Annotated in this window: 20 protein-coding genes, 1 tRNA gene and 1 pseudogene; 8 read left to right on the top strand and 14 right to left on the bottom strand. The window is 67.1% G+C overall.

Translation table 11 applies throughout. The features are described 5' to 3' along the window. Positions 1–95 precede the first annotated feature (95 nt). Positions 96–1,178, top strand: a complete 1,083-nt coding sequence (locus DID96_RS32800; RefSeq protein ID WP_260464092.1) for an endo alpha-1,4 polygalactosaminidase — start codon at positions 96–98, stop codon at positions 1,176–1,178. A 73-nt stretch (positions 1,179–1,251) separates the two neighbouring features. Here the strand turns inward: DID96_RS32800 and DID96_RS32795 are convergent, their stop codons facing one another. Genes DID96_RS32795 through DID96_RS32785 form a run of 3 tightly spaced genes read right to left on the bottom strand, consistent with a single transcriptional unit; the run spans position 1,252 to position 6,887 of the window. Further along, on the bottom strand, positions 1,252–1,878 hold the full coding sequence (locus tag DID96_RS32795; protein WP_124603359.1) for a DUF4136 domain-containing protein: 627 nt from the start codon (positions 1,876–1,878) through the stop codon (positions 1,252–1,254). A gap of 22 nt (positions 1,879–1,900) precedes the next feature. Continuing rightward, a complete protein-coding gene (locus DID96_RS32790) occupies positions 1,901–5,827 on the bottom strand; it encodes a tetratricopeptide repeat protein (RefSeq protein ID WP_124603358.1) in 3,927 nt (1,308 codons plus the stop codon). Next, positions 5,817–6,887 (bottom strand): endo alpha-1,4 polygalactosaminidase, encoded by a 1,071-nt coding sequence (locus DID96_RS32785; protein WP_124603357.1) that lies wholly within the window; start codon positions 6,885–6,887, stop codon positions 5,817–5,819. Before DID96_RS32785 ends, DID96_RS32790 begins: the two co-directional genes overlap by 11 nt. Positions 6,888–7,755: 868 nt before the next feature. On the opposite strand from DID96_RS32785, the gene DID96_RS32780 reads away from it, so the two are divergent. Genes DID96_RS32780 through pelG form a run of 4 tightly spaced genes read left to right on the top strand, consistent with a single transcriptional unit; the run spans position 7,756 to position 13,157 of the window. Next, entirely contained in the window at positions 7,756–9,195 is a 1,440-nt protein-coding gene (locus DID96_RS32780; protein WP_124603356.1) for a PelD GGDEF domain-containing protein, read from the top strand. Then, entirely contained in the window at positions 9,182–10,090 is a 909-nt protein-coding gene (locus DID96_RS32775) for a lipopolysaccharide assembly protein LapB (protein WP_124603355.1), read from the top strand. Before DID96_RS32780 ends, DID96_RS32775 begins: the two co-directional genes overlap by 14 nt. A 15-nt stretch (positions 10,091–10,105) precedes the next feature. Further along, positions 10,106–11,767, top strand: coding sequence for a GT4 family glycosyltransferase PelF (gene pelF / locus DID96_RS32770; RefSeq protein ID WP_124603354.1), 1,662 nt, complete (start codon positions 10,106–10,108; stop codon positions 11,765–11,767). 19 nt (positions 11,768–11,786) lie between these two features. After that, positions 11,787–13,157 carry an exopolysaccharide Pel transporter PelG gene (pelG, locus tag DID96_RS32765; RefSeq protein WP_124603353.1) on the top strand — a complete coding sequence of 457 codons (1,371 nt, stop codon included), beginning with the start codon at positions 11,787–11,789 and terminating at the stop codon, positions 13,155–13,157. A 77-nt stretch (positions 13,158–13,234) separates the two neighbouring features. On the opposite strand, the gene DID96_RS32760 is transcribed toward pelG, so the two are convergent. The 7 genes from DID96_RS32760 to DID96_RS32730 form a co-directional block, all read right to left on the bottom strand. Beyond that, positions 13,235–13,855 carry an HAD family hydrolase gene (locus DID96_RS32760; RefSeq protein ID WP_124603352.1) on the bottom strand — a complete coding sequence of 207 codons (621 nt, stop codon included), beginning with the start codon at positions 13,853–13,855 and terminating at the stop codon, positions 13,235–13,237. A gap of 136 nt (positions 13,856–13,991) precedes the next feature. After that, positions 13,992–14,849: a hypothetical protein gene (locus tag DID96_RS32755; protein WP_124603351.1), complete on the bottom strand. Its 858-nt coding sequence runs from the start codon at positions 14,847–14,849 to the stop codon at positions 13,992–13,994. Between the two features lie 54 nt (positions 14,850–14,903). Then, positions 14,904–15,560: a TerD family protein gene (locus DID96_RS32750; RefSeq protein ID WP_124603350.1), complete on the bottom strand. Its 657-nt coding sequence runs from the start codon at positions 15,558–15,560 to the stop codon at positions 14,904–14,906. A gap of 89 nt (positions 15,561–15,649) precedes the next feature. After that, positions 15,650–16,675 (bottom strand): DUF475 domain-containing protein, encoded by a 1,026-nt coding sequence (locus tag DID96_RS32745; protein ID WP_124603349.1) that lies wholly within the window; start codon positions 16,673–16,675, stop codon positions 15,650–15,652. A 46-nt stretch (positions 16,676–16,721) separates the two neighbouring features. Further along, the gene (locus DID96_RS32740) at positions 16,722–17,465 is read right to left on the bottom strand and encodes a VWA domain-containing protein (RefSeq protein WP_124603348.1); all 744 of its coding nucleotides are present in this window, start codon (positions 17,463–17,465) and stop codon (positions 16,722–16,724) included. A gap of 10 nt (positions 17,466–17,475) precedes the next feature. Continuing rightward, positions 17,476–18,558, bottom strand: coding sequence for a toxic anion resistance protein (locus DID96_RS32735; protein WP_124603347.1), 1,083 nt, complete (start codon positions 18,556–18,558; stop codon positions 17,476–17,478). Between the two features lie 599 nt (positions 18,559–19,157). After that, on the bottom strand, positions 19,158–19,736 hold the full coding sequence (locus DID96_RS32730) for a hypothetical protein (protein WP_124603346.1): 579 nt from the start codon (positions 19,734–19,736) through the stop codon (positions 19,158–19,160). Positions 19,737–20,300: 564 nt separating this feature from the next. Between DID96_RS32730 and DID96_RS32725 the strand changes: the two genes are divergently transcribed. The 3 genes and pseudogenes from DID96_RS32725 (at position 20,301) to DID96_RS32715 (ending at position 23,150) form a co-directional block, all read left to right on the top strand. Next, positions 20,301–21,113 carry an alpha/beta fold hydrolase gene (locus tag DID96_RS32725; protein WP_124603345.1) on the top strand — a complete coding sequence of 271 codons (813 nt, stop codon included), beginning with the start codon at positions 20,301–20,303 and terminating at the stop codon, positions 21,111–21,113. Between the two features lie 666 nt (positions 21,114–21,779). After that, a pseudogene (locus tag DID96_RS32720) lies at positions 21,780–22,325 on the top strand (PAAR domain-containing protein). A gap of 333 nt (positions 22,326–22,658) precedes the next feature. Continuing rightward, the gene (locus DID96_RS32715) at positions 22,659–23,150 is read left to right on the top strand and encodes a type VI immunity family protein (RefSeq protein WP_124603344.1); all 492 of its coding nucleotides are present in this window, start codon (positions 22,659–22,661) and stop codon (positions 23,148–23,150) included. 180 nt (positions 23,151–23,330) lie between these two features. On the opposite strand, the gene DID96_RS32710 is transcribed toward DID96_RS32715, so the two are convergent. The 4 genes from DID96_RS32710 to DID96_RS32695 form a co-directional block, all read right to left on the bottom strand. Continuing rightward, a tRNA-Ser gene (locus DID96_RS32710) sits at positions 23,331–23,420 on the bottom strand. A 59-nt stretch (positions 23,421–23,479) separates the two neighbouring features. Further along, positions 23,480–25,495: a sodium:solute symporter family protein gene (locus DID96_RS32705; RefSeq protein WP_124603343.1), complete on the bottom strand. Its 2,016-nt coding sequence runs from the start codon at positions 25,493–25,495 to the stop codon at positions 23,480–23,482. 3 nt (positions 25,496–25,498) lie between these two features. Then, complete coding sequence (locus DID96_RS32700; RefSeq protein WP_124603342.1) at positions 25,499–25,843, bottom strand: DUF4212 domain-containing protein; 345 nt, start codon at positions 25,841–25,843, stop codon at positions 25,499–25,501. Between the two features lie 75 nt (positions 25,844–25,918). After that, on the bottom strand, positions 25,919–26,373 hold a 455-nt coding region (locus DID96_RS32695; protein WP_409333832.1), incomplete at its 5' end, for an AMP-binding enzyme.

The following is a 26,373-nucleotide window of genomic DNA, read 5'->3' as shown; positions in this document are numbered from 1 at the left end:
GCCTGAACGCGCGCCCCCGTGCGTCGCGGCGTGGCGTCGCGGGTGCTCGCCGGTTGCCGCGCAACCCCTCCGAATCCCTGAACAGGAATAATCCGATGCGAAGAATTGCCCCGTTGGTTCTCTCCCTGATCGTCCCCGTGATACTCGCTGCGTGCGGCGGCGACGATGGCGGCACCCAGACTGCGAGCGCGCTGAGCTGGAACGGCGGCTCGAGCCGCTCCGGCTCCGGCTCGACGCCGACGTCGTCGACGGGCTCGGGTACGTCGTCCACGTCCACGTCGACCGGCACGAGCTCCGGCACCACCCCGACCACCACCGCGTCGGGCGGCCCCGGCTTCGCGGTGGCCGCGCCGTGGATGTCGTACTACGGCGACACCACCGGCATCGACCTGAACCGCGCGGCCAGCACGTTCCGGGTGATGGACGTCGACCTCGATCCGGGCGTCGGCAACTTCGCGCCGAGCGACGTCGTGACGCTGAAGAACAACGGTCAGAACAAGGTGCTGAGCTACCTGAACCTCGGCTCGTGCGAGCACTGGCGCGATTACTGGAACAGCGTGCCGAGCGGCTTCGTGTCGTGCGGCGCGAACAAGGCCGCGCAGCTCGGCTCGTACCAGGGCTACTCGGACGAGACGTGGATGAACGTCGGCAACGCGGACTACCAGAACCTGATCCTGAACTTCGTCGCGCCGCGTCTCGTCGCGCAGGGCGCCGACGGCTTCTACCTCGACAACCTCGAGATCGTCGAGCACGGCACGTCGACCACCAACGGCCCGTGCGATGCCGCGTGCAGCCAGGGCGGCCTCGACCTCGTGCGCAAGCTGCGCCAGAAGTATCCGAAGCTGCTGATCGTGATGCAGAACGCGACCAGCAACGTCACGCGTCTCGGTACCACCGGCGGCGTGCCGTTTGCGAGCCTGCTCGACGGCATCGCGCACGAAGAAGTCTACAAGCCGACCTTCGACAGCCAGGCGCAGCAGGAGCTGCTGAACTGGAAGGGCATGAACCTGACGCCGGGCGGCCACCCGTTCTGGATCGCGACGCTCGACTATGTCGGCTCGTGCACGGATACGGCCGGCGCGTCGAGCGCGTACACGTCGAGCCGCTCGCACGGCTTCACGCCGTACGTGTCGGATGCGAGCTCCGGCCAGAACGAGGTCTGCTACTGGGGTCTGTAATGCGGGGCCTGTAATGCCCCACTCCGCCACCCGGCGCGGCGCCCTCGCGGGCGCCGCGCACGCTACGAACGCGCTATGAATGCGCGCGCCCGTTGCCGGACCCGACGACGGGCGTCAGCAGCTGACGCACCAGCCCCTGCGCGACACTCGTCGCCGCATCGCGGCTCCAGCCCGTGCGGCTCGCCGTGCCGCTCCACACCACTGCGCCAGTCTGCAGATCGATGATCTGCAGCGCGATGCCGATCGCCGGCTCGCCGTCGACCCCGACCTTGTAGCGCCACTCGTTCACCGCGCCCGTCAGCCCGTAGCGCAGGTGATTGTCGGTCGCCCACTTCTTCGCCTTGCCGATATCGGTGCCGGTCCAGTCCGTGAACATCCCGTCGTCGCCCGGCGCGCGGTACTCGCGCACGTCGGCATAGCCCTGCGCACGCAGAAAGCCCGCGACGATCGACGCGGCGCGCTGCCCGGCGTTCGCCGTCTCGGTGTTGTTCTCGATCGGCAGGATCGCCCAGCCGGTGTTCGCCATCCGCAAGTCGCTGTTGCCGCCGTTCGCCTCGAACGGCGACACGGGCCCGCTGTCCAGCTGCGCGCAGCCGGCAAGCAGCGCCCCCGCCGCGGCCAGCGCCATGCACCAGCGGCGGGCCGTCCATCCGTGCCGCACCGGCTTGTTCGCCGCACGCGGCGTTGCGCTCTCGTTCATTTCGCTCTCCTTGGTTTCCGGGTCAATACATCCAGCGATAGCGGATTCCGGCTTCGGTCATCGGCGTCGAATGGTTCTGCGACGCGCTGGCATGGGTGATGTAGAGGCCAAGCTGGTCGCCGCCGAGCACGCTGCCGGCAACCCCCGCCGTCACGCGTTCGCCCCAGCCCGCGTGCGAGTCGTACAGCGGGCCGACCTCGAGAAACGGCCGCCAGCGGCGCGTATAGCCGTCGAGCAGCCCGTTGCCGAAGCCCGCGAGCACCGCGACCTGTGTGAAGGTCTGCGGCACGAACTGCGGCGACGTCAGCGGCACCCCGTTCGGCAGCAGTTGCTGAAGCAGCGAACCCGGGGTGCCGTTCGCGTTGTACTGCCCGTGCGTGACCGCAATCCGGACCGTGTAGTCGGGATAGCTGACGCGCAGCTTGTAGCCCGCATCGGCGGTGATCAGCGTGCCGTGCCCGAGGTACGAGCGGTCCTGCCCGTAGAAGCGCGCGTATTCGAGCCGCGCGCGCGTGAAGATGTGCGGATCGGGCTGGAACGCGACTGCGCCGACGACGTTGTCCTTCACGCCGCCGACCTGCAGCTGCGACGACTCGGTCGCCTCCTGGTTGCGTCCGAGCGAATAGGTGAAGCTGAGCGGCCGGCCTTCGAACAGTGCGCCCTCGATGCGCACCGTCGTGATGTCGCGCAGCGCATCGCGGCGGCCGAGCACGAGCGCCTCGCGGTCGAACGACCCGTAGCGCCGCAGCATCGCCTCGAAGTTGCGGTCCTTGCCGGGCACGCCCGGCAGCGAGCTGTCGCCGTGCTGCGCGCGGTCGACGTAGCGGAACGCGAACGCGAGCGCCGGCGTGATGCGAATGCCCGCGCCGATGCTCGTCTCGTAGAACAGCAGCGGCCCCGTGTGCAGATACCGGAAGCCTGGCGCGATCGCCTGCGCGGTCGGCATCACGGAATCGACGTATGTCGCGTGCATCGCGTCGTTGTCCGGCAGCAGGTTCTGCGCCTGCGCGGCGTCCTGCTGTGCGGCTTCGACACGGCCCGCGCGCGCTTCGGCCGCGATCTTCTCCGACGTCGGCATCGGGTCGGACGGATCGTCGAGCATCTGCGACAGCTTCGCCGTGTTGTCGTCCGCGAGCGCGAGGGCCGCATTCGCATACGACGGCTGCGACAGGCGTTCGGTGTAGTGCCACGCGAGCCAGTCGCGCTCGAAGTCGTATGCATCATGCGACTGGCTCCACGCGAGCATCGCCTCGCGTGCGACCGCCGAGTAGCGTTCGTTGCGGCGAGTCAGCGACTGCGCGGTATCAGGCGGCAGCATCGACAGGTCGCCGAGATCCGTCGCCGCCTTCGACGACGGCGCCGCATTCGCCTGCGCGTCCTTGCGCAGCAGCTCGATCAGCAGCCGCTTCGATGCGTCGCCTCCGGCGAAGCGGTCGGTCAGCGCAATGAAACGCACGCGCGCCGTGTCGTATTCGTCGGGCGACATCTGCGGCGGCCGGCGCGCGTCGATCTGTTCGCGGTGCAGCTTCTTCCACGCGGTGCGCCGGATCTGCCACGCCTCGTCGGTCTGCCCGGACTGCTCGAGCGCGTCGGCAACCGTCAGCCTCCACAGCACGTCGTCGCGATGCGACGGCAGGTTCTGGCGCAGGAAATGCAGCGCCGCGCGCGCGTCGCCGAGCCGCAGGTACGCGGCCGCATAGGCCGCCGTCAGCGGCGTGTCGCCGGTCGCATGCGAGCGGTAGGTGCGCAGCGCCGCGCGCAGCTCGGCGTCGGTGGCCGAGTCGTTCAGCAGCCAGATCAGCGCGACCTCGGCGTTCGCGTTGTCGGGCTGGATGCGCAGCACCGCGCGCACGTCGTCGAGCGCCCGCGCGGGTTCGCCGACGAGCCGCCAGTATTGCGAGCGCGCCATCAGGTAGTCGGGATCGCGCTCCGCGGCCGCGGCCTGCGCGGGCGTCAGCGAGTCGAGCAACGTGCCGATCCGCTCGTAAGCATGTGCGCGCGTGTAGTAGTACACCGCGCGCCGCAGGTCGCGCAGCTCGCCGGTGCGGCGATAGGCGTATTCGGCGACGCGGCCCGCGTCGAGCGGCTGCGTGTCGAGCGCGTCGATCATCTGCTCGAGATCGCCCGGCGTCTCGCGGCCGCTCTTCAGCAGATGGCGGGAACCTTCGACGACGACGTCCGGCTTGCCCGCGAGCTTGCCGAGCGTCGCGTAGAGCCGCCAGTACTGGACGGCATCCGTTCCGCCATCCGTCGCAGGCCTGGCCTTCTCGAGCGCGGCCAGCGCGTCCGCATAGCGGTGCTGGCCGTAGAGCGCCACCGCGATCTTCGTTGCATACGCGGGATTCGGGCCGTACTCGCGTTCGAGCGTCTGCCACGTGCGCAGCGCAAGCGCATCGTCGCCGGTGCGCTCCGCGAGCGCCGCGGTGCGTTCGAGCACCGGTTGCCGCAGCGCGCCGTGCGACTGCATCGCGAGGAAGCGGATCGCCGCACCCGGATCGGCACGCCCCTGTTCGATCGCGATATATGCGTCGATCCACTCGAGCTGCTTGCGGCGATCGACCTTTGCGCCGCCGCGGTCGAGTTCGTGCTGCATCGCAGCCAGCAGCGCCCGATCGTCGTGCAGCGCGGGCGCGAGGCGCAGCACCTGCTGCCACGACGCTTCGTCGTTGCGCGTCTTCGCGAGCCACATGTATGCATCGAGCGCGACCCGCGGCCGGTTGTTCCAGGTCGCGACCTGCGCGAGCCGCTCGTGCCACGGCACCGAGTTCGGGTCGCGCGCGAGCGCGTTGCGCGCGATGCCCTCCGCTTCGCGCAGCTTGCTGTTCTGCAGGTACACCTTGAACGCGAGCTCGTCGTCCGAAGGCCCGGCCTCGTCGCCTGCCGCCTTACCCGAGGCCTTCCCCGACGCCTTCCCCGATTCCGGTGCGGCCGTGTCGTCCGCCGTGTCGTCCGCCGTGTCGTCCGCCGCGTCATCGGCCGTATTGGCCGCCTGCGCGACGCGCACGATGCGCGGCCGGTCGCTCCAGCGCCACACCGCGAACGTGACGCCCGGCACGACGGCCGCGTGATGCCCGGCCGACGGCGCGGCTTCCGTGTGCTTCGACGCGCCATGCAGCTTCACGAGCTGGTTCGTGTAGTCGGCGGCGAGATCGGGACGGCCCGCCGCGAGCGACAGCGAGATCAGGAAGCGCAGCGTGCGCGGGTCGTTCGCGAGCTCGCCGATATGCTGGCGCGCAGCCAGCATCGCATCGTCGAGCAGGTTGCCGCCTTGCAGCGCGCGCAGCCCCGCAAAGAAGAACGCGCGCCGCTCGCCCTTCGACGCCGCGCGCGCACTCGCCGCGAACGCCGCGTCCGCCGCGTCGCGGTAATGGCCGCTGGCGAGCTGCGCGGCCGATTCCTTGCCGAGCCAGTACGTCGTGCGCAGCGGTTCGCGCGCGGCGAGCCGGTGGTAGTAGCGTGCCGCGAGCCCGCCGTCGTTCAGCGAGAGCGCCTTGACCGCCAGCAGTTGAAGCTGCAGCGGCGACCACGGCACGTCGACTGCGGCGCTCAGCAGCGCGTCGAGCTTCGCGATGCGGCCGATGCGCTCGGGCGCGCCTTCGGGCAGCTCATACAGGCGCCGCTCGGCGATCCCGATATCGGTCAGGAACGCGCGCTGCTTCACGTCGGCGTCGGACGACGCGCGCAGTTGCGCGACGAGCCGCTCCGCATCGTCGTAGCGGCCTTCGTCGATGTATTCGCGCGCGAGATGCTCGACCGCGCCCGCGTTGTTCGGATCGGCGCGCAGCCACGCGCGCAGGTAGGCGACGGTCAGCGTATCGGTCTCGCGGCTTTCGAGCAGCGCGCGCTCGAGCGTGGTGCGCGGAAACACGGCGGCGAGCGACAGCGTGACCGCTGCGCCAAAGCCGGCGATGCCGAGCGGGGAAACGAGTCGTTTGCGGTCAGCTTGCACGGTCGGCTTCCATGTGGACGTATTGCACAGGACCGGCCGCATGCGCGCCCGACCACCCCACCGCTTCACGCGCTGCCGGCGCGGTATCGCGCCACGCAAACGCCGGCGCAAGCAGGCACCTCGCGAGCGCGCCGATGCCGACGATGTCGAGTGCCGGCCCCGTCACGTACGGAATCACGCCGGCCGCGCGAATGCGCGCCGCGGTATCGTGCGCGCATGCGGCGTCGGCGGGCGGACAGTAGTCGATCGACACGACCGGCAAGCCGTACGCCTTCGCCGCCTCCACCTGCAGCATCAGCCACGCGCGATCGGCCGCCGGCACTTCGGTGTATTGCTGCCGCGACTGGCTCCAGCCGCGATAGAGCGACTCGAACGCGACCGCATACACGAGCGCGTGCACGCGCGGCAGCAGTTCGAAGCCGCGGTTCAGCATCAGGCGTGCCGACGGATAGCGTGCCTTGATCGCGTCGATCACCGCGACGATACCGGCCTGCTGGCGCGCACGCTCGGCGTCCGTCTTCGCGACGATCTGATAGGAGTCCAGTGTATCGAGGAAGAAGCCGCGAAAGCCACGCTCCCACAGCGGCGCGATCACGTGCTCGACGTAGAACGCGGGCCATTGCGGCGCCGCCTGGTCGACGACCAGCGAGCCCCATGCGCGATTCTCGCCATGCAGCCAGGCCTGCGGAATTGCGTTGAAGTACGTGCGTGTCGTGCTCACCTCGCCAACGCTCACGTACGCGAGCCACGCGGTGTGCGCCGCGTCGGCCGCGTGCGGATCGAAATCGCTGTCGGGTTCGACGACCACGCTGTCGAACGACGACAGCGCGGCGACGGGGACATGCGCGCCGTAGAAGAACGCGAAAGTCGGCAGCGGCGCGGTCGCGACAGCGGCCGAGGCCGCGTCGCCCGTGCGCACCAGCGCGGCGTCGGTCGCGACGAGCGGCGCCGCGAACGCGGTAGCGGATTCGGCTGGAAGCGCAACCGTGTCGGGAGAGGCAGCTTGCGCAGACGCCGACAGCGGCGCGAGACACGCAACGAGTGCGCGCACGCCGGCCATGTGACGCCTTATCCTCCCCAACATGGTCATGCCCCCCGGGCCCGACGACTGTCGGCAATGCACGGCAAACCCCTGAGTTGTCTTGTGCGTCGCGACGCCTCATCCCTGTTCCGGCGATCGACTGCCATTTCGCATGGAACGCGTCGCGCGATCGAATCGGTCGCGCGTCGATGCGCGATGCCTTGGATGAAGAGATAGACCAAGACATTTCGAAGTTCAAGGCGACGAACCATGCAGGACCGCGAAACGTCGGGGCGGACTTTCCCGTAGTGCACCGACGCTCATCGCACGCTGTTGCACAAGTGTTACGCGCTGCATCGACCGCGACGAGCAACGGATCATCGAGCCGACAACCGACTTTCAGCCGGACCCGTTGCACACGCATGAGTCAGATGCCGCCCCAGATGCGAGCCTCGAAACGAGTCACTGCGCGAAACGCCGAGACCGGCTCCAACGTATCAGCGATGAAACAAAACCGTGCGTTTCACTACGTGTTTCCCCGCCCGAATGCCGCGGCATCACGCCCAGCGCACATTGCGCAAGGAGCGCAAGTCATTGGTACGTTCCTTGCGTCGACGCGAGGGGCAGCGTCGATGGCACATGCGCCCGGCGCCTTATCCAGAGCGGAGCATCGATCATGATTTCGGGAATCACTCGCCGGCCCGGTCGAAGGACCACCGGCGCGTTCGGCACGTTCGCGCAGACCCCGCCCCCCGCCAGGAGCAGCGCGTCGCCGCTCCACGCGCGTTCGCACGGCCGCCGCACGCAACCTCGCGACTGATGACACGCAACGTAATGGCAGGGGCACGGCCGCCGCCCGCGTGACGGCCGCGCAGATCGACATAACCAGGGACGCGCGAGGTTATTGATGGCCATCGACACCAAATCGACGCGATTCGACGCGGGGATCGACACGCGTGCGCGCGTGCAGCATGCGAGCCTGCGCTCGCGCCTCCTGCATCGCACGACGGCGGCGCGCTTCGCGTCGCTGCTGCCTCGCGACCATTCGGCGTCGTACGTCGCGCTCGAAACGCTCGTGCTGTCCGTCTTCGTGTTCGCGCTGTGCCGTGTGCTGTCTCCCGCTGATCCACTGCTGCTTGCGAAGACGTTTCCGTGGATGTGGCTGCTGCCGCTGTTCGTCGCGCTGCGCTACGGCACCGTCGCCGGTCTCGGCGGCGGCACGCTGCTGCTCGCCGCGTGGGTCGTGTTCTACGCGCGGCTGCCGCTCGCGGACGTATTTCCGCGCGACTTCTTCGTTGGCGGCTTCATCACGATGCTTGTCGCAGGCCAGTTCAGCGACACGTGGGCAACGCGGCTGTCGCAGGCCCGCGTGTCGAACACGTACCTGAGCGAGCGGCTGTCCGTGCTGACCAACAACCAGTTCCTGCTGCGGCTGTCGCATGATCAACTCGAACAGGATCTGCTCGTCAGGCCGGCGACCCTGCGCGACGCGCTCGCACGCCTGCGCGACCTGACGCTGCGCAACGCGTCCGGCCCCGCGACGACCGCGACGCTGCCCGGCGCGCAGCCGTTCCTCGAAGCCGTCACGCAGGCATGCCAGATCGAGGCCGCGCAGATCCACGCGTGGCATGACGGCGCGCTCGCCGCGACACCCGTCGCGGGCGTCGGCCCCGCATTCGAGTTCGACGCCGACGATCTGCTCGTCACCGCCGCGCTCGACGAACTCTCGCTCGCGCACCTGCAGTCGCTCGATGCGCGCGATCGCGCGCACACCCGCTACGTCGCATGTGCGCCGCTGATCGGCGCGGGCGACGCGATCGTCGGGACGCTCGTCGTGTCCGAGCTGCCGTTCCTCGCGCTGACCGCGGACAACCTGCAGCTGATGTTCGTGATGTGCAGCTACTACGCGAACGGCGTGCGGCATGCGGCGATCACCCGCGACGTGCTGCAGGCGTTCCCCGACTGCCCGTACGACTTCGCGCTCGAATACGCGCGCCTCGCCGACCTGCAGCGCACGAGCGGCGTCGCGTCGTCGGTCGTGTTGCTGCTGTTCGACGCGAGCAGGCAGGCGCAGGCCATGTTCGACCATGTCGAGCGCACGAACCTCGATTTTCACGTGCAGTGGATCGTGCACATGGGAGCCAAGCGCGCGCTGGTGTTCATCATGCCGCTCAGCAGCGACGCCGCGGTGGACGCGCAGCTGCGGCGGATCGAGACCGATGTCCGCAACCAGTTCGGCATCGGCTTCACGGAGGCGCGCGTCGTCGCGCGCTGGGTTTCCCTCGCCGGCACGCCGTCCGACGGCGCGCTGCGCCAACTGCTGGCCAACTGCGATGAAGCCACCTGAATCCGCCCGCGCGTCGCGCAATGCGCATGCGCACACGAACCGCGCCACGCCGGTGGCGTCGGCGACGCCCCGACGGCCAGCGTCGTGGCCGGGCCTGCGCACGCTGCGCGCGACCCGCGACGCCGGCCGCTCGGCCGCGGACGCGATCGCGCGGCTCGCGAGTCGCGTGCGCGCGTTCGCGTTTCCGCGCCTCGACGAAGGCGCGCTGATTGAACTCGTGCGCGAACCGCGGTTCGCGCCGCACCTGCTCGCGACGCTGTCGTACGCGCACGAGCACGAAGTCAAGGAAGGCCTGATGAATCGCCGCACTGCCGTCGGCCATCGCATGACGGCGCTCGTCGCGATGCGGACGATGCCCGTGCGTGCGGCGAGCCCGATCCTGCACGCGCTGCTGAACGACCCGGCGGACGACGTGCGCCTGCTTGCATACGGGATGCTCGACAAGAGCGAGAAGCGCGTGACGCAGCAGATCGGCATCGAGCGCGCGAAGCTCTCGCGCCGGCTGTCCGACGACGAACGCTACCGTGTCGACAAGACGCTCGCCGAACTGTATTGCGAGCTCGTCTACGCGCGCCTCGTCGATGGCGACGTCTACCGTAACGCGCTCGAACAGGCCGACGCGCACGCGGCGCGCGCGCTGCATCACCGCCCTGGCGACGGCGCGCTGTGGCGGCTGCGCGGCCGCCTCGCATTCGAGTCGGATCGCCTCGACGACGCCGAAGCGATGCTGACGCAAGCGATCACCTGCGGTTATCCACGCATGCGCGTGCTGCCGTACCTCGCCGAGATCGCCTATCGGCGGCGCGACTATGCGGCCGTGCGGCGTCATCTCGACGGCATGCCGCCAGTGCCGCCGCACCTGCTCGCACCGATCGCCGACTACTGGAACACGTGACGAGGAACGCCCACCATGTTGCGGGATTCAGGTTTCGATACGCGCGCCGGCCTGCATCGGCCGGGCACCGTCACCGACGCGCTCGGCAACGTGCTGCCGCGCGCGGCCTTCGCGGATATCGGGCTGCTGCTCGAAGGCACCTATCCGTATGTCAGCGGCGGCGTGTCGTCGTGGGTGCACGACATCGTCCGCGCGTTTCCCGAATACACGTTCGGCCTGTGCTTTCTCGGCAGCAAGCCGGACGACTACCCGAAGATCGCGTATCCGCTGCCCGCCAACGTCGTCCATCTCGAGAACCACTATCTGTACGACGGCACCTCGCCGCCCGAACATGCGCGCGTAACCCACATCGAGCGCGACGCGTTCGAGCGGGTCGCGCTGCTGCACGAACAGCTGCGGCGGCCGAATGACATGCCGCTCGACAACCGGCTCGTGCGGCGCGTCGTCGACGATCTGACCGACGAACACCGGCTCGACGAGGCGCAGTTCCTGTACAGCCAGGAAGCGTGGACATTCCTGACCGACCAGTATCGCGCGCACTGCAGCGACCCGTCGTTCTCCGACTACTTCTGGTCGGTGCGCCTGATGCACCGGCCGCTGTGGCAGCTCGCGCGGATCGCCGAACAGCTGATCCCGATGCGCCTGTATCACGCGGTCTCGACCGGCTATGCGGGCTTTCTCGGCGCGCTGCTGCGGCACCGGCAGGGGCGGCCGTTGCTGATTTCCGAGCACGGGATCTACACGAAGGAACGCAAGATCGAGCTGTTCCAGAGCCAGTGGATCCGCGACAACCGCAACCTGATCGAATACGACGCGTCGCACATCGGCTATTTCCACGAGATGTGGGCGCGCTTTTTCGAGTCGCTCGGCCGGATGACCTACGCGGCCGCCGACGACATCGTCGCGCTGTACGAAGGCAACCGGCGCCGCCAGATGCTCGATGGCGCGCCCGCGCCGAAGACGCGCACGATCCCGAACGGCGTCGACCTGCGCCGCCTCGCGCCGCTGCGCGCGCAGCGGCCCGCGGAGGCGCCGAAGGTGCTGTGCCTGATCGGGCGCGTCGTGCCGATCAAGGACGTGAAGACCTTCATCCGCGCGATGCTGACCGTCGTGCGCGACATGCCCGACGCGGAGGCGTGGATCGCCGGCCCCGAGAACGAGGATCCGTCGTACGCGGCCGAGTGCCGCGAGCTGATCGACCGTCTCGGTCTCGCGGGCAAGGTCACGCTGCTCGGGATGCAGCGGATCGACGACCTGCTGCCGAAGATCGGCGTGCTCGTGCTGAGTTCGATCTCGGAGGCGCTGCCGCTCGCGGTGCTCGAGGCGTTCGCCGCGGGCGTGCCGGTCGTCACGACCGATGTCGGCGCGTGCAGCGAACTGATCCACGGCGCGGATGCCGACGATGCGGCGCTCGGCTCGGCCGGCCGGCTCGTGCCGATCGCGGACCCGATCGCGCTCGCCCGCGAGGCGCTCGGCCTGCTCGCCGACGCGAACGCGTGGCACGACGCGCAGCGCGCCGGCATCGCGCGCGTCGAACGGTACTACTCGCAGGAACGGATGATCGGTGCGTACCGCGCGCTCTACGCGACGCTCGCCGGCTCGCCGGACCGGCGCATGCCCGATGTCGGGCATGCGCACGGTGGCGCCGCGACGTGCCCGTACGCGCCGCGCGGCTAGGGCGCCAGGGAGCAACGCAATGTCCGCCATCGGAATCAAGCTGCGCCGGCTCGCGCGGCGCAACTCGCTGCTCGGCATCATGCGCGCGTACGCGTATGCGGGGCTCGTCGGCGCCGGGCCGTGGATCTGGTCGATCGTCGGCATGCTGCTCGTCGGGCTGCTCGGCGCGTCGCCGCTGCTGTCGAACGCGATCGTGTCGGATTTCCAGGTGTCCGCAACCTACCTGATCGCGGCGAGCCTGATCGTCACCGGGCCGATGCAGCTCTCGCTCACCCGCTTCACGAGCGACCGCCTGTTCGACAAGCAACTCGACGCGATCCTGCCGAACTTTTCCGGCGCGCTGCTCGTCGTGACGGCAGGCACCACCGCACTCGGCCTGCTCGTGGCTGCGTTCGCGTTCGATGCGCAGAGCGGCCTGTATCGTGCGCTGATGATCACCGGGTTCGTGCTGTTGTGCGACATCTGGATCGCGAGCGTCTTCCTCGCGGGGCTCAAGCAATACAGCGGGATCCTGCGCGCGTTCTTCGTCGGCTACGGGGTGACGACGCTCGCGGCGGTCGGGCTCAGACGCTTCGGTCTCGAAGGGTTGCTGTACGATTTCGTGCTCGGCCAGACGCTGCTGCTGCTCATGCTGCTGAGCCGCATATACGGCGGCTTCAGCGCAGCGCGCGTGATCTCGTTCGACCTGTTCCGGCGCGCGAACCGCTATCCGGCGCTGATGGCGATCGGGCTGCTGTACAACGCGAGCATCTGGATCGACAAGGTGATGTTCTGGTATTCGCCGAGCGCCGGGCAGCCCGTGCTCGGGCCGCTGCATGCGTCGGTGATCTACGATATCCCGATCTTCCTCGCGTACCTCGCGATCACGCCGGGCATGGCGGTGTTCCTGCTGCGCGTCGAGACCGAGTTCGCGCGGCACTACCGCGCGTTCAACGCCGCGATCCGCGAAGGCGGCTCGCTGCAGCAGATCGAGCACGCGCACGACGCCATGGCGCAGGCATTGCGCTCCGCGCTGTTCGACATCGTGAAGGTGCAGACGCTCACCGTGTTCGTGGTGCTCGCGACAGGGGCGCTGCTGCTCGACGCGATCGGCATCTCGCGGCTCTACATGCCGCTGCTGTCGGTGCAGGTGATCGCGACGAGCCTGCAGATGGTGTTCCTCGCGCTGCTGAACAGCCTCATCTATCTCGACCGGCGGCAGCCGGCTCTCGTGCTGATCGCGGCGTTCTGCGTGCTGAACACCGTCCTGACGGCCGTGACGCTGATCGCGGGGCCACTGTTCTATGGCTACGGGTTCGCGTTTGCGCTGCTCATCGTCGTGCTCGCGGGGATGGCGTGGCTGGACCGGAAGCTCGATTCGCTCGAATACGAGATCTTCATGCTGCAGTGAGCGGCGCGCCGGCCTTGCGGCGCGTGTCCGCGCACGTGCCGGCATGCGCGGCCCGCGCGCGCTGACGGGTGAGCACGTCAGCCGTCGATCGGCGGCAGCGCGCCCTGCCCGCGAATCCACGCGCGGTTCGCGAGCTCCGCCATTTCCTTGTCGCCACGGCTGTCGCCGTATGCGAACAGCGTCGACGGCGGCCGGTCGCCCCACCATGCACGCAACCGCACGACCTTCTGCGGCCCCCAGCAATTCTCGCCGTCGAGCCGGCCGGCGAACGCGCCGCGCTCGAACGCGAGCCGCGTCGCGAGCACTGCGTCGAAGCCGGCCGCCTTCGCCCACTTCTCCAGATACAGCGACGGCGACGCGCTCACCAGCACGACTTCGTGACCGCGCGCGCGATGCTCGCGCACCCGCTCGAGCATCTCGGGGCGCACGAGGCGCGGCAGGTCGCCGTCGACGAAGCGGCGCGCGACGTCCTCGAGCGCATCCGCGCGCATCGGCCCGAGCGCGAACCACGCGAATTTTGCCTTCGCGTCGCCGCGCGACAGCCACCCCGCCTTCATCGCGACGATCCATGGCAACGCGCGCAGCCCGGCCCATGCGAAGCGCGGCGTGCCGATCGCATAGCGGACGAAATGGCGAAAGCTGTCGGACGTGGTGATGGTGCCGTCGAAATCGAAGGCGGCGACGATGCGGTCGGTCATGGAGAATCGGTCGGAAAACGCGGAAATGCCCGGGAAGATAGCAGACTCGCGCCGGTCCGCGCGAATCTGGTGGGGGCTGTGGCTGCTGCGGCGAGCGGCGCGAGCGGGCGGCTGCACGCTCGCCCGCGCGGTCCGCTCAGCCGTTCGGCCGCGCCGCCATCGCGCCGGGCAGCACGACATTCATCAGGTGATCGGCGCGCGACAGCAGGTCGGTCACGCGCTCGTCGAGCCCGCGCAATTGTACCGGCTGCATGCGGATCTGCTGCACGGCCTGGCCGACGATCTGGCGGCGGTCGAACAGCGTGCGCTCGAGGCCCGTATCGTCCGGCACGCGCACGACATCGGCAACCGCGCTCAGCGCCGCGAGCACGACGACGAGGCCTTCCTCCGCGTGACGGATCTTCGCCGCAAGCGCCTCGGTCCGGCGCGGAAAGAACCCGAGCGACTGCTTGAGCGCGCCGAGCGCGGCGCGGTAATCGACGTGCGCCGACGACGGCCGGAACCAGCGTTCGAGCACGCCGGCCTTGCGCGTCACCTGCGCGAGCAGGCCGGCCATCAGGTCGGCCGCGCCGAGTTCGTTGAACTCGCGCGTCGTCGCCGCGACCGCTTCGACGAGGTTGCCGGCGGTTTCGAGCGCACCGTCGCCGATCGTCGCTACCCTCGCCAGCTTGAGCGGCACGAGCTGCCGGATGTGCCGCTCGATGCGCGGCGCGTAATCCGGGTACAGATTGGGAAAGCCGGCCTGCGCGGCACGGAAGCACTGCTCGAGCAGCGGATGGTTCGCTTCGCTGAACAGCGCCTTGCCGACTGCGTCGGCGGGCACCGCGCGCGTATCCTTCACCGGCGCGGGACCGAAATCGAGCGCCGCCGGCGCCGGCCGGTCGTCCGGCTTCGATGCGCCGGCCGGCGGTGCGTCAAATGCGAGACGGCCCGGCATGCGCGCGGGCCCGTCATCGAACTCGAGCGCCTTCGGCTCGTCAGGCTGGCGGTTCATCGTCGATGCATCCCGCCCGGCGCGCCGGTTGCCCGCGCGCCGGGCCGCCGCCAGTCAGACGACGCCGCCATAGGCCCGGACGAAATCGCCGAGGCCGCGGTTGTAGCCCGCGCCGACCGCCTTGAACATGAATTGGCCATCGCGCCGGTAGAAGCTGCCGACCTGCACCGACGTCTCCATCGAAAAATCCTCTTCGAGCGCGTACTTCGCGATCACGGCGCCCGACACCTCGTCGGCGATCTGGATATAGCTGTTGCGGACCTGCCCGAAATTCTGGCGGCGCGCCTCAGCCTGGTCGATCGTGACGACCACCGAGATTTCCTCGATATCCGCGGCGAGCTTCGTGACGTCGATGAAGATCACCTCGTCGTCGCCGTCGCCGCTGCCCGTGCGGTTGTCGCCGCTATGGACGACGCCGAGGCACTTCGACGCCGGCATCCCGCGCTTCGGGAAATCGTCGCTGGGCTGGATGAAGGTCTCCTTGCGCTCCATCGTCCGCACTTCGCTGTTGTAGAACACGAAGTGCTGGTCCGAGATCAGCTTCGGATTGTTCTGCGCGTCGTACTTGCACAGGAACACCGACACGTCGAGATCGAAATCCGCGCCCGTGTCCGTCGTGTTCGCATCCCAACCGAGACCGATGCGGAATTTCTGCGTGCCGGGCGCCTCTTTCGACAGGTTGACGCGACCGCCCTTCGACAAATTGATCATCTGAACCTCTGTTGCAGGAAGCCGCCGGCCCGCGGCGGCAAGGCGGGCCGCCGGCGGCGGCCCGTCGTCATGAAACCGGCGCGGCGCCGTTACTTGCCGGCCACCGCGGCACGCTCCGCTTTCTCCTCGCGACGCTGCGCGAGGATCGACGACCAGACGGCCGCACCGATCATCGCCGCGCCGACCAGGCCCGTCACCACCTCGGGCACCTCGAGCTTCACGCCGACGAACATGATCGCCGCGAGCGCGCCGATCGCCCAGAACGCACCGTGCTCGAGATAGCGGTACTGCGCGAGCGTGCCCTTCTTCAGCAGCACGAGCGTCATTTCCCGGATATAGGCCGCGCCCACGCCGAGGCCGAGCGCAATCAGGAAAATGTTGTTCGACAGCGCGAACGCACCGATCACGCCGTCGAAGCTGAACGACGAATCGAGCACCTCGAGATACATGAAGCCCGCGACGCCTTCGCGCACGACGCGCGTGCCCGTGTCCTCGCCGCCGATCAGGTCGCCGATGCCGTGCGCGATCACGAAGCTGATCACACCGAACGCGCCCGCGAGCAGGAAGGCGACCTGTTCGGCCGACGGCACGTACAGCGACGCGATGATGATGATCGCGAGCGTCAGCGCGACCTCGAGCGCGGCGATCCGGCCGAGATGCCGCATCGGGCCTTCGAGGAAGCCGATCCAGTGCTCGTCCTTCTCGGTGTCGAACATGAACTTGAAGAACACCATCAGCAGGAACGCGCCGCCGAATGCCGACACCTGGTGATGCGCGGACGTCAGGATCGCCGCGTACTTGTCCGGCGCGTCGATCGCGAGCGTCAGCGCGTCCCACATGCCGATGTGGCCGATCACCGCGACGATCAGCAGCGGGAACACGAGCCGCATGCCGAACACCGCGACGGGCAGGCCGAACACCATGAAGCGGTTGCGCCACTTCTCGGACCAGTTCTTCAGCACGGACGCGTTGACGACAGCGTTGTCGAGCGACAGTGAAATCTCGAGCACGCACAGGACGGCGACGATCAGCATGTCCTTCACGCCGCCGAGGAGATACGCGGCGATCAGCGCCAGCACGGTGAGCGATAACGGAATCTTGAAGTCTTTCAACATGATTGGGATGACTTTGGGTTCGAAAAAATGCCGTGCGGGGCCGCGCTTACTTCGCGCGCACCCAGTCGCAGAATTCCTGCGTGATCAGCCGGTCGTAGATTTGCTCGTCGCTCACGTCGAGCGATTCGAGATGCAGGAAGCCGACGTTCGGCATCTCGTCGGCCACTTCTGACAGAAAGTCGAACTCGCTCGGATCGCCGACGCCGACCAGCGACCAGTACAGCGGGTAATGCTGCGATTCGGCCAGCAGCTGGCGCACGCGCTTGCGGTCGTTCTTCGGGTTCTGGCCGTCGGTGACGAACAGCACCCAGGCCGGCAGGTGGCCGTTCGCCGAAACGGGCGCCGGTGCGGGCGTGTCGTCCGCGCCGCCGAACAGCCGGCTCAGGAAGCCGCGCTTCGCTTCGCGCCTGGGCTCCGGCTCGGGTGCGCGGAAGAAGAAGTCGACGATGTCGTTCATCACCGGCGCGTACTGCGTGCCGCCCCACTTGGCGATGTCGCCGTTCAGCACGTAGTCGGTGATGTACGCGCCGTAGTTCTCGGGCGTCGCGGTCGGCAGGCGGTCGAAGCCTTCGGTGAAGGTCCACGTGTCGACTTCGCCGTTGTCGTCGAATTTCAGCGCGATGCCGAGAATCCGGTCGTGCGTGTCCTGGATCACGCCCGACTTGTAGAGCGGCTTCGCGGAGCCGGAGATGTCGAGCGCCGCGCCGACGCGCACGACGGGCGGCTTCAGGATCTGGCGTTTTTCGAGGACGATCGCGACCTTCGCCGCGCGTTTCTCAAGCGTAATCATGCGGTGTACCTCAATGGTGCTTCGGGGCGAAACGGGTGATCAGATCCTGTTCGAGCTGGCGCAGCCGCGGCGCATCCTGCTCGCGCTGCCGCTTGCCTTCCGCGATGATCTGCGTGACGTCGTCGAACGCGCCGAACAGCTGCTGCTGCGCGTATTCGAACGTGTCGGTCGAGATGACCGGGCGCTGGCCGAGCTTCGCGACCTCCTGCGCGTTCGCACGGTTGAGGTCCGCCTGCGCGCGGATCGCCTCGTCCGCCGCGTCGTACGTCGCGTTCGCGAGCGCTGCCGCGCGCTTGGTGCTCAGCTGTTCCAGATAGAGCGCGAACGCGTTGGTCCATGCGGGGATCAGCACCGTCTTGATCGTCATGAACTTCGACGTCAGCGTGCGCTTCTGGTCCTGCTCCATGCGGATCTGCGGCGCGAGCTGCTTCGACATCAGCATCGCGCGGTCGAGATCGTCGAGCTTGCTCTCGAGCGCGTCGGCCGTGCGCTTCACGTCGAGCAGCCGCTGCGCGCCGAACGCGTCGTCGGCCTGCCGCTGCCCGGCCGCAAGGTTCGCACGCAGCGCGGCGAGCGCGGCCTCGCCGCGCGCCTTCGCCTGCGCGAGCTCCTGGTGCAGCGCGTAGTTGTCGTTGTACATCCGCTCGAGCTCGTCGATGCCGTTCTTCTGCCGTTGCGCATGGCTCTCGAGTTCGACGACGAGCGTGTCCATCCGTTTGCTGACCGTCTCGTATTGCGCGAGCAACTTCTCCTTCGTCGAGCGAAACAGCCGCGTCACCTGCGTGAGCAGCCCGCCCTTGTCGGCGCCGCGTGGGTCGAGCCCCTTCGCGGTCGCGATCAGTTCGTTGAGCTTGTCGCCGAACTGGTCGGCATCCGACGCGCGCACGCTCGCGAGAATCTGCTGGGAGAACGCGGCGATCCGATTACCCTGCGCCGCGCCGAGCTGGTCGATCTCGTCGACCGTGATCAGGCGCGCGGTGTCGGCCGCCGCCGGCATGACGACTGCGGCAGACGCGACGACAGCGGGCGAAGACGGGGTGGAAGGACGATTGCTGACCGCATCGGATTGCTTGTCATCGAATAGCGGCTTCATGGGGCTACGACGTTTCCTTTTCTGCTTCAGCTGCGTGTTGTCGTGCGCAAATGGCGGGCATTCGCGTTTTCCGGCGCATGCTCTCTCACGGCGGCGGCAGACGGACAATAAATGCGCCGAGCGGGTGGCGTCAAGGGAATGCTTACATTTTCCATTCATTGACAAGACAAAGTGTCAAGAATGGTGAGGGACGGGAAAATTCTTCCGATGAAAGACCGGGCGGGCAGGCTTGTGACGTGGGCGTGACAGTGTCGGGCGGCTTCTGCGCGCGAAGGTATTTTGTAATTTTCTGGCTGAGCGGTCGTGGACGCGCATTACAGGTTGCTGACCGGTTGATGGCAGATTTCGGCTCCGCCGTGTATGGAAAATGATGCATCGACGACGCAGCGGATTGCGCATCATGCCCGCGTAATTGGCGGCGAGCCACACATGGTCACGATCGACGGCCACAGGAATCCGGCCGTATCCGTTACGGCGATCCGTGATTTGTCCGCCAGCACGAATCGCAGGTACGCCGAGGACTTCGCGAAAATCGTCAGGCGGCCGACCTTCAGCTCGATGAAGGGATTGTCGACGTCCGGGCTCGTCGTATCGCAACATCAGGGCGCGGCGCCCAGCCGCGCACATGCGCCTGCCGCGAGGTCCGGCCCCTGAACCGCGAGGATTTCCCACACGCCCATGCTGACGCGCGCACGCGCCGATGCGGATGAATCGGCCAGCAGCGCCTCGACGCGCCGCGCGGTGTCCGGATCCTGCGCCTCCACCGCCGCGAGATGCCGCTTGCGCGCGGCGGGCTCCTGCTCGTAGACGTCGCACAAGCGAACCATGCCGGCGAGACCGGCGATGTCGTCATCCTTGAAGTCGGCGCGTGCCGGCGTCGCTGCCAGCGGCGGCCGTTCGCCGGCCGGCAACTTGTCGCGCGCCGCCGCTTCGATGGTCGACACGGCCTTCGGCGGCAGACCGGCCATCGACACGACCACGCGGCTGCCCGCCGCGATCATGTCGCCCTGGCATGTGGCGCGTGCGGACGGCGCGACGTTCGAGCAAAACGACATGGATGTCTGCAACACGGTGCCGCTCAGGCGGGCCACGTCGTCCGTCATCGCGTATGCGCCGCCGGCCAGCAGCGCGATCAGGGGAACAGGTGTCAGCGTGTGAAAGAACGATTTATTCTTCATGATTGTTTCGGAATGCGTTTCAGCGATTCTCTTGCGGGAATCTGCCGGTCGCACATATTCCCACATTCTCGATCGGGTTCGGTGTTAGCCGTGCTTTTCTGCTTCGAATATCTGCCGCATGAGCTGTCGATTATCGATGCGCGAGTCTCGGGCAGCCACCATCGACCGATTTAAAAACACCCAAAAACGTGCACGGGTATCCGACAGGTCAATTGCCGATGGCCGGACCGATCCTTCGACCGGCTCATCTGCGCACTGCCGCAGCTGGCGTGAAGCGGCGAAATGTCGGTGCTATGCTCTCGCGATCCGCACGGCGGGGATGAGCCGATGGATTTCGAAAGCAGCATCAAGAAGGAGATGTCCGAGGGAATCATCAAGGCCATCCTTGAAGACGCTTAATCCTGCTTGATTGATTCCGGCATTGAAAGGATCGTGCGCGAGCTTGCCCATATGGGTCCGGCGGATTATGCGACGCTCGATTATCCGGAAGCGCTGTGGCGCACGCCGGATTTGCCGCCTGCGTTGCGGCCGGATCATTCGCGTCACTTCTTTGGGGGAAACACGATGAATGCGGAGCTTGAAGACAACGATCTCGGCCGGTTCGACGCAGATGGCGCCGCACCGTTGCCCGCGGCCGATCTCGAAGGATGGCTGGACCACGACGGCGCCCGTATCTGGCATGCGGCTTACGGCGACGGCCCGCCGGTGATCATGCTCCACGGCGGCCTCGGCCATGCCGGCAACTGGGGCTATCAGGTGCCGGCCGTCGTGTCGGCCGGCTACCGCGCGATCCTGATCGACAGCCGCGGCCACGGCCGCAGCACGCGCGACGACCGGCCCTACTCCTATGAACGGATGGCGTCGGACGTGCTCGCGGTGATGGACACGCTCGGCATCGACCGCGCCCGCTTCGTCGGCTGGAGCGACGGTGCCTGCATCGCGCTCGTGCTGGCGTCACGCGCCTCTGCCCGTGCGGCGGGCGTGTTCTTCTTCGCATGCAACATGGATCCGGGCGGCACCAAGGAGATGAAACCCGGCGCGGTGATCGATCGCTGCTTCGCGCGGCACCGGAAGGATTACGCGCGGCTCTCGGCCACGCCGGACGGGTTCGACGCATTCGTGGCCGCCGTCACCGAGATGATGCGCACGCAACCCGATTACACCGCACGCGATCTCGGTTCGATCGAGGTGCCCGTCGCGATCGTGCTGGGCGAGCATGACGAGTTCATCCGGCCCGAGCATGCGGCGTATCTCGCCCGCTCGATTCCGGATGCGACGTTGACGATCCTGCCGGGCGTGAGCCATTTCGCGCCGTTGCAGCGCCCTGCCCGTTTCAATGCGGCGATGCTGGCGTTTCTCGGTGGGGTGCCGGACTAGCGAAGGATGCTGGGGAATTTCACGGTCTCGCGAGCGCAATCTGGCTGACCCAGCCATCTGGAAAAACGAATTGATGGCGTCAGGCCAGGCGGGGCATTGGCCGCGAGCTTCTGGCGCACTCTGACATTCACTGAGGAAGGGTTGGACGCGTTGCCGGATCGCATCCAACAGGGCTCCGGTTCCGGACGAGTCAGGAACCGGTCCGCCGATTCGAGTCCGGTCCCCGGCACCCTATCCTTACGGCGCCTCCTCAATGCTTACGGTGCATCCAGCTCATGTGATGCGCGTCGAGCCATTGACCCATGCTCGCTCCCGGATGCTCGCCCCTGTATCGACGAACAATCGCGGATGCCACAACCAGCACGACCGCTACACCCACCCAAAAGCTAATCATTGACTGAGACATGGCAGGCTCCTTATCAGGTCCAAACCATGCTTCCATTCTAGGTGCTCTGATCACGTCCGGGACTGGATGCGATGCTTCGCAGGATGCGAGAGATCTTGCGAGAGTTCAGTCAGTCGGAAGAAAGCGCTAACGTGCCTAAATCAGATCTTTTCCGAACCATAACGTTACCGGCTTACCGTCGCGGCATGTGCCGTCGCCAGTTCGCATTATCACCAGACAAATGATGTACAGTGGTGAGCGTTCAAGTATCCGATAAGCCAATGAGCGCATTTATCGTTGAAGGCGACACGACCTCCCACGGCGGGAAAGTATTTGGCTGCGCCTCGATCAGCACAATTAACGGCAAGCGAATCGCGCGACTGGGAGACATGGTGTCTTGTCCCAAATGCGGCGGCGCGTACCCGATTGTCACGAGCAAAAACCCCGGCATGGACATGAACGGTCGCCCGCCGACTTTTGAGGGCGACAAGACGGCATGTGGCGCGACGCTGATCTCGTCGCAATCGCTCGCCTCGGCTAACGTCCCGACTGGTGTTGGCTCGATGGCTGGCGGTGGAGCGTCGGTCTCCCACTAGGCTCCCGACCGTTCAGATGGTCGATATCGCGGCCGGTTTCAGGTCCTCAACGAGACCACTGGCGAGCCGATTCCGAACCATCCGTACACGCTGCACACCGCCGATGGCAGAACTCTCTCCGGCGAAACCGACTTGAACGGCTACACGGACTGGCATGAGGCCGACTCACCCGCATCTCTCCAGTTCTCGTCGGCATCGACCCAAGCGGTTGGCTGGGACGGCGACGCATGAGCGGCGAGACCTACGGAGCAGGCTCAAGCCAGAGCCGTTTGTCCGGGAGTGGGCAGACTACAGCCGTACGCCTTCGGCCCACCGCCCTCAGCCCGACCGACAAGAATGTCCTTTGCAAAGCCATTTGCGTGTGTAGCCGTCAGCCCGACGAAGGCAAAGACGGGGCAGATTTGAAGCAACAGTGTGTCTCGCGCAATCTGAGAGACCTGGACAAGTCGATGCAGTGGCAGAGCCCGTACAAGGCCGAGGTCAACTACGACATGTCCAAGGAGCCGCCCGCGAGCCTTTGAGCGCTTGCCGCGCTTTTCCGAGACACGATGGACAAAAATTTTTTTGCAATGGGCCAAGGAGAACCAGTCGAAGGCCCTCATACCCAACGCCCTGTTGGAACCTCGTCATTCCCACGAGGGGATCGGCGCGGCGGTCGTCATTCGGGGCTGCCTGTATTTCGGGAAAGCCTATGACGTTACGGTCCGCGAGGCGGTCGCGCAGTGCTTCGACGAATATTGCGCAGTGGCCGGGGACCGGTTGACATTCGTTTGGCACAACGGCAAGGCGGCGCAAGCTTTCAAGAAGGTGAAGCCGATGCGCGAACTCGCTAGCAAGCTCGCTGAAAACGATCGCTTCGACTTTGACTACATGAGCGGCGAGCGCGCGAGCGACGCAGGTTTTTGGGAGTTCCACGTCTTCGGCATGCGAGGCTGGGAAGAGAAGATGGGTTCTCGCGGCGTCAATTCGCTTTATTTTTCCTTTCCGGTCGTCGAGGTTCAGGAAGACCCCGACACGTTCGCTCACTTGTTCTTCCGCTTCGAAGTGGTCGTATAGCGGCTTTTGTTCGCTTTGTTGTCAGCCTTAAACGTGCTGGCCGTTCGCCAGCGACTTCATAAGGATGAAAACAAATGAAAGAACCCGGACTTGATGGCCGCCATCGTAACCAAGACGGTCGCAGCCGAGAAACAAAAAACCCCGTAAGTCATTGACTATACGGGGTTTTTCCTTTAGCTCTGGCGGAGAGAGGGGGATTCGAACCCCCGATAGGCTTTCACCTATACACGCTTTCCAGGCGTGCGACTTAAACCACTCATCCATCTCTCCGGGAAGAGCGAGAGTATAGCAAACTCTTGCGACCCTGCGCCACTCCCCCGTTCTGCGCGTCACGGATGGCGGATATAGTCGACGAGCGCGCGCGTGTAATCGTCCGGCCGCCGGTCAAGCAGGCTGACGACGATCGCGACCGCGAACCCGGCCGGCACGCCGAACACGCCGGAGCTGATCGGCTCGATCCCGAACCATGTCGGCCCGGCGAAGCCGGTCAGCTGCGCGAAGTACGGATACGTCGACACGATGTAGTACACGCACACCGCGAGCCCCGTCACCATCCCCGCGATCGCGCCGCGCGTCGTCGTGCGCTTCCAGAACACGCCGAGCACGAGCACCGGAAAGAAGCTCGACGCCGCGAGCGAAAACGCCGCGCCGACGAGGAACAGGATCTTCCCGGTATTGAGCGATGCGACGTACGACGCGAACAGCGCGACGCCGAGCAGCAGCACCTTCGAGATCGTGACGCGCCGCTGACTCGTCGCGTCGGGCGCGACCATGCAGTAGTACACGTCGTGCGACAGCGCATTCGCGATCGTCAGCAGCAGCCCGTCAGCGGTCGACAGCGCGGCCGCCAGTGCGCCTGCGGCGATCAGCCCGGATATCACGTACGGCAGCCCGGCGATCTCCGGCGCGGCCAGCACGACCATGTCCGGCTGCATCTGGATCTCGGACCAGTGCACGATGCCGTCGCGAATCTCGTCGACGACACTGATCAGGTCCGGCTCGAAGTGATGCCACTGCGTGACCCACGCCGGCAGCTCCGCGAACGGCCGCCCGACCAGGTTCGCGAGGATCTCGTACTTGATCATCACCGCGAGCACCGGCACGCTCAGATAGAACAGCGCGATGAAGAACAGCGTCCAGCCGACCGAGCGGCGTGCGGACGCGACCGACGTCGTCGTGTTGTAACGCGTCAGGATGTGCGGCAGGCTCGCGGTGCCGAGCGACAGGCACAGCAGCAGCGCGAGGAAATTGCGCTCGCGCGGCCGCCGCTCGTCGTCGCTCGCGGCCGGGAACGGCTCGTGCATCGGCACCGGCGGCTCGGCGCGCGCAAGCAGGTCGTCGCGCATCTGCGACCACACGACACGCGCCGCCGCCGGGTCGCGCGGAAAGTCCGCCAGCTCGCGCTCGAGCTGGCTGATCTCGCGCAGCGGCCCGTTGTGGCGCCGCAGGTCGGCGAGCTGGTCGACGAGCCGCCCGCGCGCTTCGCCGAACGACGCCGGCAGCCGGTCGAGCTGCGTCTGGATCCGCGCGGCCTGGCCGCGGTACGCGTTGCGCACCTGTTGCTCGTCATGTGCGTCGCGCACCTGCGCCTCGCGTGCGGCGACACGCTCCATCAGCTTCCCGTAGCTGAACTGCGGCACCGGCCCGAGCCCGTTCTTCAGTGCGATCAGCGACACCGGAATCAGGATCGCGCTGATCAGGATGATGTACTGCGCGACCTGCGTCCACGTGACCGCGCGCATCCCGCCGAGGAACGAACAGACGAGTATGCCCGCGAGCCCGCAGAAGATGCCGATCGCGAAATCGACGCCGATGAAGCGCGTCGCGATCAGCCCGATCCCCTGGATCTGCGCGACCAGGTAGACGAACGAGCACAGGATCGCCGCGCCGGCCGCGAGCGCGCGCACCGCGGTGCTCGAGAAGCGCGTGCCGAGAAAGTCGGGAATCGTGTAGCGCGCGAGCTTGCGCACGTATGGCGCGAGCAGGAACGCGACAAGGCAGAAGCCGCCCGTCCAGCCCATCAGGTACGCGAGCGCGTCGTAGCCGGTCGCGTATAGCGATCCGGCGAGGCCGATGAACGACGCGGCCGACAGCCAGTCGGCCGCGGTCGCCATGCCGTTGAACGCGGACGGCACGCGACGCCCGGCGACGTAGTATTCGACGAGGTCGGACGTGCGCGACAGCAGCCCGATCACCGCATAGACGGCGATCGGCACGAACAGGAACACGTAGCCGATCCACACGCCGGAGCCGGCCGCGCGCTCGATGCGCCACAGCAGCAGCACGAATGCGAGAAAACCGAGCGTGTAGAGCGCGTACGCGCGGATCAGGCGACGGGTCAGCATCGATCAGCGCCCGCTGCGCGTATCGTCCGCGCCCGCCGCATGGTCGTCATACGCGCGGCGCAGGATGCGGTCGGCACGTTGCATCAGCCCGATATAGACGACGATCAGCACGAGATAGACGAGAATCGCGCCTTGCGCACCGACATAGAACGGCAAACTGAATCCCGCGAAATGCACGCCCGCGAGCGCGGACGCGAAGAACGGCACGACGAACGACACCGAAAAGCCGATCGCCATCAACACGACGATCAGCACGACGTTGAAGCGCCAGTAACGCGCGTGCGCACGCGCGAGCGGCGCAGGCACGGGTGGTGGCGCAGCGGGCGCAGGACGGGACGGAGCGGTCATGCCCTTGTTTAGCAAAAAGCCCCTGCGCGGACAATCGGGATTGCCGCGCAGGGGCGCATGACGCAACGCGCGAACTCAGCGCACTTCGGTGAGCTGATCGAGGATCGCGGGGTTCTCGAGCGTGGACGTATCCTGCGTGATCGCCTCGCCCTTCGCGAGCGAGCGCAGCAGGCGGCGCATGATCTTCCCCGAACGCGTCTTCGGCAGGTTGTCGCCGAAGCGGATGTCCTTCGGCTTCGCGATCGGCCCGATCTGCTTGCCGACCCAGTCGCGCAGTTCCTTCGCGAGCTTCGCGGCCTCGTCACCCTCCGGGCGCGTGCGCTTGAGCACGACGAACGCGACCACCGCTTCGCCGGTCGTCTCGTCCGGCCGGCCGACCACGGCCGCCTCGGCCACGAGCTCATGCGCGACCAGCGCCGACTCGATCTCCATCGTGCCGAGCCGGTGGCCCGACACGTTCAGCACGTCGTCGATCCGGCCCATGATCGTGAAGTAGCCCGTGTCCTTGTCGCGCACGGTGCCGTCGCCGG

This window comes from Burkholderia sp. Bp8963, from assembly GCF_003854275.1.
In the GTDB taxonomy this organism is placed as follows: domain Bacteria; phylum Pseudomonadota; class Gammaproteobacteria; order Burkholderiales; family Burkholderiaceae; genus Burkholderia.
Note: the sequence above shows the minus strand (reverse complement) of the source record. Positions and strands in the feature narration are given on the sequence as shown.

Coding starts and splice junctions, on each gene's coding strand:
- DID96_RS32800 (WP_260464092.1), top strand. CDS start 96: ATGCGAAGAATTGCCCCGTTGGTTCTCTCCCTGATCGTCCCCGTGATA.
- DID96_RS32795 (WP_124603359.1), bottom strand. CDS start 1,878: ATGAACGAGAGCGCAACGCCGCGTGCGGCGAACAAGCCGGTGCGGCAC.
- DID96_RS32785 (WP_124603357.1), bottom strand. CDS start 6,887: ATGGCCGGCGTGCGCGCACTCGTTGCGTGTCTCGCGCCGCTGTCGGCG.
- DID96_RS32780 (WP_124603356.1), top strand. CDS start 7,756: ATGGCCATCGACACCAAATCGACGCGATTCGACGCGGGGATCGACACG.
- DID96_RS32775 (WP_124603355.1), top strand. CDS start 9,182: ATGAAGCCACCTGAATCCGCCCGCGCGTCGCGCAATGCGCATGCGCAC.
- pelF (WP_124603354.1), top strand. CDS start 10,106: ATGTTGCGGGATTCAGGTTTCGATACGCGCGCCGGCCTGCATCGGCCG.
- pelG (WP_124603353.1), top strand. CDS start 11,787: ATGTCCGCCATCGGAATCAAGCTGCGCCGGCTCGCGCGGCGCAACTCG.
- DID96_RS32760 (WP_124603352.1), bottom strand. CDS start 13,855: ATGACCGACCGCATCGTCGCCGCCTTCGATTTCGACGGCACCATCACC.
- DID96_RS32755 (WP_124603351.1), bottom strand. CDS start 14,849: ATGAACCGCCAGCCTGACGAGCCGAAGGCGCTCGAGTTCGATGACGGG.
- DID96_RS32750 (WP_124603350.1), bottom strand. CDS start 15,560: ATGATCAATTTGTCGAAGGGCGGTCGCGTCAACCTGTCGAAAGAGGCG.
- DID96_RS32745 (WP_124603349.1), bottom strand. CDS start 16,675: ATGTTGAAAGACTTCAAGATTCCGTTATCGCTCACCGTGCTGGCGCTG.
- DID96_RS32740 (WP_124603348.1), bottom strand. CDS start 17,465: ATGATTACGCTTGAGAAACGCGCGGCGAAGGTCGCGATCGTCCTCGAA.
- DID96_RS32735 (WP_124603347.1), bottom strand. CDS start 18,558: ATGAAGCCGCTATTCGATGACAAGCAATCCGATGCGGTCAGCAATCGT.
- DID96_RS32730 (WP_124603346.1), bottom strand. CDS start 19,736: ATGAAGAATAAATCGTTCTTTCACACGCTGACACCTGTTCCCCTGATC.
- DID96_RS32725 (WP_124603345.1), top strand. CDS start 20,301: ATGAATGCGGAGCTTGAAGACAACGATCTCGGCCGGTTCGACGCAGAT.
- DID96_RS32705 (WP_124603343.1), bottom strand. CDS start 25,495: ATGCTGACCCGTCGCCTGATCCGCGCGTACGCGCTCTACACGCTCGGT.
- DID96_RS32700 (WP_124603342.1), bottom strand. CDS start 25,843: ATGACCGCTCCGTCCCGTCCTGCGCCCGCTGCGCCACCACCCGTGCCT.